This window comes from Acinetobacter sp. YH12236 (genome assembly GCF_013417645.1).
Lineage (GTDB): Bacteria > Pseudomonadota > Gammaproteobacteria > Pseudomonadales > Moraxellaceae > Acinetobacter.
In genome coordinates this window covers 1-9,789 of the sequence record NZ_VPDM01000055.1, presented here as the reverse complement: position 1 = coordinate 9,789, position 9,789 = coordinate 1, and the positions used below count along the sequence as shown (strand labels likewise).

General features: G+C 36.8%; 13 protein-coding genes and 2 pseudogenes. 10 read left to right on the top strand and 5 right to left on the bottom strand.

The features are described from left to right. Nucleotides 1–63: 63 nt before the first annotated feature. The 4 genes and pseudogenes from FTV14_RS15265 (at nt 64) to FTV14_RS15255 (ending at nt 1,794) form a co-directional block, all read left to right on the top strand. Nucleotides 64–770, top strand: a pseudogene (locus tag FTV14_RS15265) (IS1 family transposase). A 173-nt stretch (nt 771–943) separates the two neighbouring features. Next, nucleotides 944–1,411: an AraC family ligand binding domain-containing protein gene (locus tag FTV14_RS15260; RefSeq protein ID WP_373683202.1), complete on the top strand. Its 468-nt coding sequence runs from the start codon at nt 944–946 to the stop codon at nt 1,409–1,411. Next, nucleotides 1,392–1,493: pseudogene (locus FTV14_RS16205) on the top strand (BrnT family toxin); the annotation flags it as partial. The gene FTV14_RS15260 and the pseudogene FTV14_RS16205, both read left to right, overlap by 20 nt. Then, nucleotides 1,480–1,794, top strand: coding sequence for a BrnA antitoxin family protein (locus FTV14_RS15255; protein WP_004728120.1), 315 nt, complete (start codon nt 1,480–1,482; stop codon nt 1,792–1,794). The pseudogene FTV14_RS16205 and the gene FTV14_RS15255, both read left to right, overlap by 14 nt. Nucleotides 1,795–1,882: 88 nt before the next feature. On the opposite strand, the gene FTV14_RS15250 is transcribed toward FTV14_RS15255, so the two are convergent. Continuing rightward, the gene (locus FTV14_RS15250) at nt 1,883–2,413 is read right to left on the bottom strand and encodes a hypothetical protein (RefSeq protein ID WP_000172759.1); all 531 of its coding nucleotides are present in this window, start codon (nt 2,411–2,413) and stop codon (nt 1,883–1,885) included. Between the two features lie 148 nt (nt 2,414–2,561). On the opposite strand from FTV14_RS15250, the gene FTV14_RS15245 reads away from it, so the two are divergent. Beyond that, complete coding sequence (locus tag FTV14_RS15245; RefSeq protein WP_000286964.1) at nt 2,562–2,864, top strand: type II toxin-antitoxin system RelE/ParE family toxin; 303 nt, start codon at nt 2,562–2,564, stop codon at nt 2,862–2,864. After that, nucleotides 2,865–3,146: an addiction module antidote protein gene (locus FTV14_RS15240; RefSeq protein ID WP_000985609.1), complete on the top strand. Its 282-nt coding sequence runs from the start codon at nt 2,865–2,867 to the stop codon at nt 3,144–3,146. 84 nt (nt 3,147–3,230) lie between these two features. Here FTV14_RS15240 and FTV14_RS15235 read toward each other — a convergent pair whose 3' ends face one another. Next, nucleotides 3,231–3,650, bottom strand: coding sequence for an SMI1/KNR4 family protein (locus FTV14_RS15235; RefSeq protein ID WP_001180106.1), 420 nt, complete (start codon nt 3,648–3,650; stop codon nt 3,231–3,233). Between the two features lie 139 nt (nt 3,651–3,789). Between FTV14_RS15235 and FTV14_RS15230 the strand changes: the two genes are divergently transcribed. The 4 genes from FTV14_RS15230 (at nt 3,790) to FTV14_RS15215 (ending at nt 7,282) form a co-directional block, all read left to right on the top strand. Then, nucleotides 3,790–4,110 (top strand): type II toxin-antitoxin system RelE/ParE family toxin, encoded by a 321-nt coding sequence (locus tag FTV14_RS15230; protein ID WP_000897307.1) that lies wholly within the window; start codon nt 3,790–3,792, stop codon nt 4,108–4,110. Beyond that, nucleotides 4,103–4,375 carry a NadS family protein gene (gene nadS / locus FTV14_RS15225; RefSeq protein WP_000369781.1) on the top strand — a complete coding sequence of 91 codons (273 nt, stop codon included), beginning with the start codon at nt 4,103–4,105 and terminating at the stop codon, nt 4,373–4,375. Before FTV14_RS15230 ends, nadS begins: the two co-directional genes overlap by 8 nt. A 491-nt stretch (nt 4,376–4,866) precedes the next feature. Beyond that, entirely contained in the window at nt 4,867–6,342 is a 1,476-nt protein-coding gene (gene msr(E), locus FTV14_RS15220; RefSeq protein ID WP_000052512.1) for an ABC-F type ribosomal protection protein Msr(E), read from the top strand. Nucleotides 6,343–6,397: 55 nt separating this feature from the next. Next, the gene (locus FTV14_RS15215; RefSeq protein ID WP_000155092.1) at nt 6,398–7,282 is read left to right on the top strand and encodes an Mph(E) family macrolide 2'-phosphotransferase; all 885 of its coding nucleotides are present in this window, start codon (nt 6,398–6,400) and stop codon (nt 7,280–7,282) included. Nucleotides 7,283–7,471: 189 nt separating this feature from the next. Here the strand turns inward: FTV14_RS15215 and FTV14_RS15210 are convergent, their stop codons facing one another. From FTV14_RS15210 to FTV14_RS15200, 3 genes are all read right to left on the bottom strand, one after another. Continuing rightward, nucleotides 7,472–8,083 carry a recombinase family protein gene (locus FTV14_RS15210; RefSeq protein WP_015060246.1) on the bottom strand — a complete coding sequence of 204 codons (612 nt, stop codon included), beginning with the start codon at nt 8,081–8,083 and terminating at the stop codon, nt 7,472–7,474. Between the two features lie 175 nt (nt 8,084–8,258). Further along, nucleotides 8,259–8,582, bottom strand: a complete 324-nt coding sequence (locus tag FTV14_RS15205; protein ID WP_004676058.1) for a hypothetical protein — start codon at nt 8,580–8,582, stop codon at nt 8,259–8,261. A gap of 95 nt (nt 8,583–8,677) precedes the next feature. After that, a partial coding sequence (locus FTV14_RS15200; RefSeq protein WP_180054118.1) for an IS66-like element ISAba25 family transposase occupies nt 8,678–9,789 on the bottom strand: 1,112 nt, incomplete at its 5' end.

The window sequence follows — 9,789 nt, the reverse complement described above, 5'->3', positions numbered from 1 at the left end:
TTTGGTAGTGTTTCAAAAAGTATGCTGAAGAAAAAGCCGATTGGATTTTGATAAAATAGAGAAATGCAAATAACTCTAGCAATCAAATGTCCAACCTGCCTCAGTGATAGTATAAAGAAAAATGGTATCAAAGTAGATGGGAAACAAAACTATCAGTGCAAAGACTGTAAACGTCAGTTTATTGGTGATCATGCACTGAGCTATCTAGGATGTAAGTCAGGTATTACTCGTAAAATATTACAGTTGATGGTCAGAGGCAGCGGTATACGAGATATTGCTGAAGTTGAGCGCATCAGTATCGGTAAAGTTTTACGTACTTTAACTGAATCAACCTATGAAATTCAGCCTCAGCAAAGTCATTATGAATCTCTCGAAGTAGATGAGTTCTGGAATTTTGTTGGAAATAAAAAGAATAAACAATGGCTTATTTACGCCTATCATCGAGAAACAGGTGAAATTGTTGCTTATGTTTGGGGTAAACGAGATTTAGCTACAGTCTAACAATTGAAGACAAAGCTTAAACAATTAGATATTCACTACACCCGAATTGCAAGTGATCATTGGGACAGTTTCATCACTGCTTTTAAAAATGGTAAGCAAAGTATTGGTAAATTTTTTACTGTAGGTATTGAAGGCAATAATTGCAAAATAAGGCATAGAATTAGGCGTAGCTTCAGAAGAAGCTGTAATTTTTCAAAAAAGCTTGAAAACCATTTTAAAGCTTTTGATTTAGCCTTCTTTTCTTTTACATCAATAATGGCTTCATTTAAAGGCAGCATACTTTTTGAAGCACCACCAAAATTTTATGTTAAGTAGAGACTAAAAATGCCCTTGATTAAGGGCTTACAAGGGCATTTTGTATAAGGTGTATTATGTTAATTTTAGAATTTCTTCATTAGATAATTTTTGATAAGCTAAATCCATTAGGACTAATTAAGTAAATATGAGCAATTGGGTCAATGTCACACAGGATAAGTCTACAGGTATAGAACTAATTCATGCCCACTTCAAAGGCTTTGCATACGATCCTCATCTACACTCAAGTTATCTTATAGGGGTAACAGAGTTAGGACATCAACAATTCAATTGTAGAAAAAAAATTATTGATAGCTATCAAGGTCAAACTTTCATGCTTGAACCTGAAGAAGTTCATGATGGTAATGCACCAGATCCTCTCGGCTTCACTTATAAAATGATGCATTTAGATCCAGCATGGTTAAAAAAAAGCTATGAAGGAATATTTAATGAGCCTATCGAACTTGCTATCGAATCAACCCTACGTTCTGATCCTCAACTTTCACATTTGATACTTTCAACCTACAATATATTGAATAACAATGAATCTCAATTGATGAAAGATACGTATTTAGATCTTTTATTAGAAAACTTAGGTGGCTCACACCATTTTTGATGAAGATGACTGTGAAATCATACGAATCATTAGTGCAAGGCAAGTGACTAAAGCGGAGCGAAACAAATATGAGCATGGTTAGATACTCACGCAAAGAGCTGAATGAGAAATTTGGTGAGAAGCAAGATGCTGAAATTCAACGCTTGCTTGCTAAAGGCACGGTTCCTGATGATCAGCTAGATCTATCAGATATTCCTGAAATTACCGATTGGAGCAGTGCTGTACGCCAAAATCAATTTTACCGCCCAGTGAAGCAACAAACTTCAATTCGGTTAGATGCTGATGTACTTGCTTGGTTCAAAGCACAAGGCAAAGGTTATCAAACACGAATGAATGAAATTTTACGGGATGCTATGCTGAAAGAATTAAAAAATCATCAATAAAAATGGGAGCTTAAGCTCCCATTTTTGACTTCGCATAACGCCCATTATGTTAATTTTAGTTTTCCTTAATACGACAAAAATATCTACTTCATTTCACGAGAATTTCTTTTGCTAAAAGTTCTTCTTTCGTTACACCGAAATATCTTATTTCTAATTTAGGCCTGCCTAACATCTTTAAAAGATTGTTTTCATCATTTATATTTTTTATAGCTTTGCTTACACAATCAATTACGTCATTAGTTTTAGAAATAGCTTCTTTTTCAGATACTTGATCGCTTACTTTTCGAGATATTAAGTCATCAAAATATATCCTATATTCTTCACAAACTAGATAAAAATAAGGGTCTAATCTATCTAAATCATATTCAGATTCAAAGGGTTTACGATCTAATAAATCTTTTTCAGGATAAATAATCAATTGTCCTGCATCGAACCAAAACTCCACAGAAAAATTATCAAACTCAATTCCATTTAAATCATTACTAAAATTTTGAAAATACTGTAATAAAAGATTTTCTATATCCTCTAAAAACTCTTTATTCTTAATATCAAATATTAAAGATTCATTAGAAATAGCTTTGATACAATCTTCTTGAATATCTAACCCCTTTAAAGTCATTTTTACTCCATTTAAATTTTTAGGTTTTGGTGCATTAAGAATTTTGATTAACTTAACATAATGGCGGTTATACGAAATTCACCGTTTCGAGCCCCAAATATCAAGTTTATTTCTTGCATAAATGTATCCTATAGGATACATTCTACTTATGTACTCAATATATACCACTGAAGTCTTTGATGACTGGTTCACCAAGTTAAAAGACCAGCAGGCAAAAAGACGCATACAAGTCCGAATTGATCGGGTTGAAGATGGAAACTTTGGAGATACTGAGCCGGTCGGTGAAGGTGTTTCTGAATTACGTTTCTTCTTTGGGCCAGGCTATAGGATTTATTACTGCAAGCAAGGGCAAAGGGTTGTTATTCTTTTAGCAGGCGGAGATAAGTCTACGCAAAGTAAAGATATAAAACTTGCCCTGCAATTGGCACAAGATTTAGAGGAGGAGCTATAAATGGCTATTAAACTTCGCAAATGGGACAGTGCTGAGCATCTTAAAACAGAGGATGATATGCAGGCTTACTTACAAGCATGTATTGAAGAATCTAATGGCGATGCCGCATTCATTGCAAAGGCTTTAGGTAACATTGCAAAAGCTAAAGGAATGGCTCAATTATCACGAGATACAGGCTTAGGCCGAGAAAGTCTTTATAAAGCACTTTCTGGTGATGTTAACCCTAGTTTTGATACTGTGATTAAAGTTGTAAAAGCACTGAATTTACGCTTAGCAATTTAAAAAAAGTTATTAAAAAATGGAGCTTTAGGCTCCATTTTTTAATTTAATTTCGTATAAGGTGTATTATGTTAATTTTAGAAATTCTTAATTTCCATCTATCCAAACTTGCTTGATCCAATCTGCTAAATCTTCCCACTGCTCATCGCTATATCCATCTGCTGTCCAATATCTAATTTTATGATTAGGAGATAGGCAATAATAACTACCATTATCTTCACAAATAGGTAGCCAATCTTCTGGCAGACCTTGCTCCCTAGCATCATTTAATATCTGAGATAGCCCTCGATAGCATTCTTTCTCATCTGTAAGAGACGCTAATTCAATTGTTCCATAAAAGATATTGCTAATCTCTTTCAAAACTTTTTTATAATCTTTTGGAAAAATAAAACCTATTTTTCGTTCATAAGCAGATATGAAAATATCATCAGGTAGTTCTATGTTTAGACGACTATTCCCAGATAGTTCTTTTAATTCTTGAATAATGTTATCAAGCTTATTTTGCATATACATTCTGCTCTATCGCATTAAAGTTCTTACTACAATTTAACATAATGGCTGTTATGCGAAACGAGATCTACCAGCTCTCGTTTTTTGTTATGGAAACTGCTAAAATTCAAATACGCCATTGACGTATAAAGAGTCCATGTTATTTATTGAAACCAGCATCTTTACCAAGCAAATTAAAGACCTTGTATCTGATGAGGAATATCGTCAACTTCAGCAAGATCTTTTGGTACAGCCTGATAGAGGTGACCTAATCAAGAATGGCGGTGGTATTCGCAAAGTACGTTGTGCTCAAGGTAACAAAGGGAAAAGTGGTGGGATACGGGTGATTTATTATTGGGTCACCGAGGATGATCAGATCTTTTTCTTAGTGGCTTATCCAAAATCAGTAAAAGATAATTTAACAGATAAGGAAACCGCCATTCTGCACCAACTCGTGAAGGAGCAATTTCATGGATAACAACTTATTTGATGACTTGGTTGCTTCAATCAAAGAAGCTGGAGCTATCAAACGTAAAGAAGTTAAAGCAAGCCGAGTTACAGAACTCGAATTGCCTGATATTAAAGAAGTACGTGAAAAAACTGGCTTGAGCCAAAATGAATTTGCTGCACGTCTACATATTAGCCCCCGTACCCTGCAAAATTGGGAACAGGGACGACGCTATCCAACTGGACCAGCAGCTACATTGATTCGAATTTTAGATGCTCACCCAAGCCTTATTTGAAAAAATTACTTAAAAAATGGGAGCTTAAGGCTCCCATTTTTATTTCGTATAAGGTGTATTATGTTAATTTTAGAAAATCTTCACTACTATTATTTAAAATAAGCCTTATATCCAAGCATAAAACAAGGTTGTCTAGACTTCTTTTAACAGTAAAGTTATCATAAAACTGAATTTTATTTTTTAGGTAAGTTTATGCATTCTATCCGCATTCGTTAAGACACAACTATTTGCATAGTGACACTATTTTATAATGGTGGGCTTTTGTTGTGTCTTTAAGAATATATGCGGATATATAAAGTAAAAGTATGCTTAATTTATAAGTATGCTTTTAGTGCATAGTTTCCAGTTATAACTTAATTGACTAGCTATTTGTCCACCCTGTGGATGAATAGCTTTTTTTTTGGGAGGACACTGTGATGCTAGCTTTTGTTTTCACCTAAATCCTGTTTGCTGCATAAAAAATTTCAAGAGCTAAACAGGAGTAAATAAAAATGAGTTTAATTATTAAAGCGAGAAACATACGCTTGGATTATGCTGGGCGTGATGTTTTGGATATTGATGAATTGGAAATTCACTCTTATGACCGTATTGGTCTTGTGGGTGATAACGGAGCAGGAAAGAGTAGTTTACTCAAAGTACTTAATGGCGAAATTGTTTTAGCCGAAGCGACATTACAGCGTTTTGGTGATTTTGCACATATCAGCCAACTGGGCGGAATCGAAATAGAAACGGTCGAAGACCGGGCAATGTTATCTCGCCTTGGTGTTTCCAATGTACAAAACGACACAATGAGTGGCGGAGAGGAAACTCGTGCAAAAATTGCTGCCGCATTTTCCCAACAAGTACATGGCATTCTAGCGGATGAACCAACCAGCCACCTTGATCTCAATGGAATAGATCTACTTATTGGTCAACTTAAAGCATTTGATGGAGCATTACTTGTTATCAGTCATGACCGATATTTTCTTGATATGGTTGTAGACAAGATATGGGAGTTAAAAGACGGTAAAATTACGGAATATTGGGGTGGTTACTCGGATTACTTGCGTCAAAAAGAAGAAGAGCGACAACACCAAGCCGTAGAATATGAGCTGATGATGAAGGAACGGGAGCGATTAGAATCTGCTGTGCAAGAAAAACGCCAGCAAGCTAATCGATTAGACAATAAGAAAAAAGGAGAAAAATCCAAAAACTCTACCGAAAGTGCTGGACGACTTGGGCATGCAAAAATGACTGGCACCAAGCAAAGAAAACTGTATCAGGCAGCTAAGAGTATGGAAAAGCGTTTGGCTGCATTAGAAGATATTCAAGCACCAGAGCATTTGCGTTCTATTCGTTTTCGTCAAAGTTCAGCCCTAGAACTGCACAATAAGTTCCCGATTACGGCAGATGGTCTGAGCTTAAAATTTGGTAGCCGTACTATCTTTGATGACGCTAACTTTATAATACCGCTTGGCGCTAAAGTCGCTATAACTGGATCGAATGGAACAGGGAAAACGTCCTTGTTAAAAATGATATCAGAACGTGCTGATGGATTAACCATATCTCCAAAAGCTGAAATTGGCTACTTTACACAAACAGGATATAAATTTAACACGCATAAATCTGTGCTCTCCTTTATGCAGGAAGAGTGCGAGTACACAGTTGCGGAAATTCGTGCAGTATTGGCTTCAATGGGGATCGGAGCGAATGATATTCAAAAAAACTTATCCGACTTATCGGGAGGTGAAATCATCAAACTGCTTTTATCCAAAATGCTTTTAGGAAAATATAATATTTTGCTTATGGATGAACCAGGAAACTATCTTGACCTAAAAAGTATTGCCGCATTAGAAACAATGATGAAGTCCTATGCAGGAACTATTATCTTCGTATCTCATGACAAGCAATTGGTCGATAATATTGCTGACATTATCTACGAGATCAAAGACCACAAAATCATCAAGACTTTTGAGAGAGATTGTTAATGATAGCCAATCTAATCCGAACATTAATTATTGAACTCTTTAAAGGAAATTAAAAATGACAATTCAAGATATTCAATCACTTGCTGAAGCACACGGCTTGTTGCTTACGGACAAAATGAATTTCAATGAAATGGGCATTGATTTTAAGGTCGTTTTTGCTCTTGATACAAAGGGGCAACAATGGTTGCTGCGTATTCCTCGTCGTGATGGCATGAGGGAACAAATCAAGAAAGAAAAACGCATTTTAGAATTGGTAAAAAAACATCTTTCTGTAGAGGTTCCTGATTGGAGAATTTCATCTACAGAATTAGTGGCTTATCCCATACTTAAAGATAATCCTGTTTTAAATTTGGATGCTGAAACCTATGAAATAATTTGGAATATGGACAAAGATAGCCCGAAATACATAACATCTTTGGCAAAAACCTTATTTGAAATCCATAGTATTCCTGAAAAAGAAGTTCGGGAAAATGATTTGAAAATTATGAAACCTTCAGATTTAAGACCTGAAATAGCAAACAATTTGCAGTTAGTAAAATCTGAAATTGGTATAAGTGAGCAATTGGAAACCCGCTACAGAAAATGGTTGGATAATGATGTTCTATGGGCAGATTTCACCCAATTTATACATGGCGATTTATATGCTGGGCATGTACTAGCTTCAAAGGATGGAGCTGTTTCAGGCGTTATTGATTGGTCAACAGCCCATATAGATGACCCAGCGATTGATTTTGCTGGGCATGTAACTTTGTTTGGAGAAGAAAGCCTCAAAACTCTAATCATCGAGTATGAAAAACTAGGGGGTAAAGTTTGGAATAAACTATATGAACAGACTTTAGAAAGAGCAGCGGCCTCTCCTTTGATGTATGGTTTATTTGCCTTAGAAACTCAAAATGAAAGCCTTATCGTTGGAGCAAAAGCTCAGTTGGGAGTTATATAATTTAAAAATATGATTGCTGAGAACTGCCTTGTTTTGAAACTTGGTTGGCTTTAATTAGTTTTTAGTATTCTTTATAGAAAATGCCTCGATCAAGGGGCATTTCTAACAATCATTTAACATAAAATTTCTTATGTGAAGTAACCTGAATGCAGCGGTGCCCCATTGGGGGCGCGTTGAGATAAGCCTCTTTTAGATAACTTTAGCAACTCGATAGACAGTTGCAACTCCACAATTCACTGCTTTGGCAATTTCTTCCTTAGTCATATTGCCAACTACTAGCAATTCTTTTATTCGTTTATGTTTAGCCTCATTTGCCTTCTTGCCTGTTGGTTTGTAACCCGAACGTGCCAGGCCCTGCTTAATACGTTCTATACGTTTCTCATTGTCTAGGCGGGCCATTGTTGCCAGAAGATCAATCAACATATTGTTGATGAGTTCCAAGATTGAATGAGTAATGCTGTCACTGGTTTGAATCATTTGGTAGGTAGTAGGAAGATCTGCTACGACTAAACGAAGTCCCTTCTCCTGGATCCTGCGCTTCAGCTCTTGAAAATCTCGTTGGGTTAGGCGTGATAAGCGGTCAATACTTTCAACTAACAATGTGTCACCTTGATTTGCTTCTGACAGTAGCTTATTCAATTCAGGTCGGTCTAACTTCGTACCACTATAGTTTTCCACGTACACAATGGTTTCACCCAAATTCAAGTTTTGGTTTAGATCCTGAAGAATCTGCAAAGCCCTTTCTGCATCTTGATCTTTAGTTGAAGCTCGTAGATAAATACGTGTATTCATTTCTATCATTTAATCTTAATTCTATTAGATTAATGATAATACTATCATTTAATTATTGCATTAAGTCTAATGATAGATATTGTATGCGATTTGGCTCGCTATCATTCAGGTATACTCTTTTGATAAAAAAAGCATAACTAAAAGCCATGCCTTGGGAATTCGTATAACGTGTATTATGTTAATTTTAGAAAATCTGTTTTAGTTTGTACCTTTTCAAAATTATGTAAAAAGCAAATAAAACACTTATCCAGAACAAATAATCAAAAATAAAATATAAGAAGATAAATTGATCTATTCCTATAATAATATTTAAAGGATCTAGCGCTATACTCCCACCTGGAGATACTTCACCATCTACTAAAAACTGTAAGGGAAATCCTCCTCCAATGACTTTAACTTTTCCAAGCTTGTCTACAACTATACGATCCACTAATGTATATTTCTGATAAAACAAAGATAAATAAGTAAAAATAAAAGATAAGCAATTGAAGTATAAAAATTTTTTCATAATTTCCTCTCATATATCTACTAATTTTAACAATTTTTAATCAGAGCCTTTTGGAATAATTTGCGTAAGCGTCCGCTGAACCCCATGCCTATTTTTTAATTCGGTTCAGGTTTCCAGCGGTGTGGCAGTAACTCTTCAATCTGGGTCACTTTATGTGTCGGCAGCCTTTTCAGCACATCACTTAAATAGGCATACGGATCCAAGCCATTCAGCTTTGCTGACTGGATTAAAGTCATGATGTTTGCCGCTCGCTGACCACTGCGCAGCGAACCTGCAAACAGCCAGTTCTTACGTCCCAACGCCCAGGGACGCATCTGATTCTCGACCCAATTATTGCAAATCGGTAGATTGCCATCATCCAGATAGCGGCTTAAAGCTGGCCAACGCTTCAGAGTGTAATTGATGGCCTTGGCGGTGGGAGAACTCGATGGCACTGTCAGATGATGTTGGTTGAGCCATTCATATAGTTGTTGCATCACTGGTTGACTATGCTGTTGTCGGTATTCGCGGCGGTCTTCCGCTGTACCATCGGTCTTTTTCCTGAGCTCTGCTTCTATCGCATACAGTTTCTGAATCAGCACTAATGCCTGTTCAGCAACCTGACTTTTCCCAGTTACATGCAGTTCATGGAATTTACGACGTGCATGGGCCATGCACCCCACCTCAATCACCTGGCCTGATTTAAAACGTGCTTTATAACCACTGTAATCATCACAGACTAGATAGCCCTGCCAGCCTTTCAAGAACTCTGCAGCATGCTGGCCTGAACGACTATCCTGAAAGTCATAGATCACCGCCTGAACTGGATTGTACTGTGTAGTGGCATAGGCCCAGACATAACCTTTCTTCGGTTTTTTATTATTCTCACCCATCCGCATGATGGTGACCGGTGTTTCATCTGCATGCAGCACCCGCTGTTGCAGCACCACCTCTTTTAAGGCATTGGCCAGAGGTTCCAGTTCTACACCGCAGCGACCTATCCAGTCAGATAAAGTTGATCTAGAAAGTTCGATTCCCGCCCGCTGATAGATCAGGCGCTGACGGTACAGCGGCAAATGATCGGCATATTTCGATACCAAAACATGGCTGAGCAATTCAGGTGAAGCAATGCCTTTATCAATCACATAGGCGGGCATCGCTTGCTGAGTCAGAGTGTCACACTGATCACAGACCCATTTACCACGCACATGCTGTTCCTTATAGAACT

Bases quoted from the DNA above. Each gene is read 5' to 3' on its own strand.
- FTV14_RS15215 (WP_000155092.1), top strand. From the start codon at position 6,398: ATGACAATTCAAGATATTCAATCACTTGCTGAAGCACACGGCTTGTTG.
- FTV14_RS15255 (WP_004728120.1), top strand. From the start codon at position 1,480: ATGAGCATGGTTAGATACTCACGCAAAGAGCTGAATGAGAAATTTGGT.
- FTV14_RS15240 (WP_000985609.1), top strand. From the start codon at position 2,865: ATGGCTATTAAACTTCGCAAATGGGACAGTGCTGAGCATCTTAAAACA.
- FTV14_RS15250 (WP_000172759.1), bottom strand. From the start codon at position 2,413: ATGACTTTAAAGGGGTTAGATATTCAAGAAGATTGTATCAAAGCTATT.
- FTV14_RS15235 (WP_001180106.1), bottom strand. From the start codon at position 3,650: ATGCAAAATAAGCTTGATAACATTATTCAAGAATTAAAAGAACTATCT.
- FTV14_RS15210 (WP_015060246.1), bottom strand. From the start codon at position 8,083: ATGATAGAAATGAATACACGTATTTATCTACGAGCTTCAACTAAAGAT.
- nadS (WP_000369781.1), top strand. From the start codon at position 4,103: ATGGATAACAACTTATTTGATGACTTGGTTGCTTCAATCAAAGAAGCT.
- FTV14_RS15245 (WP_000286964.1), top strand. From the start codon at position 2,562: ATGTACTCAATATATACCACTGAAGTCTTTGATGACTGGTTCACCAAG.
- FTV14_RS15205 (WP_004676058.1), bottom strand. From the start codon at position 8,582: ATGAAAAAATTTTTATACTTCAATTGCTTATCTTTTATTTTTACTTAT.
- FTV14_RS15260 (WP_373683202.1), top strand. From the start codon at position 944: ATGAGCAATTGGGTCAATGTCACACAGGATAAGTCTACAGGTATAGAA.
- FTV14_RS15230 (WP_000897307.1), top strand. From the start codon at position 3,790: ATGTTATTTATTGAAACCAGCATCTTTACCAAGCAAATTAAAGACCTT.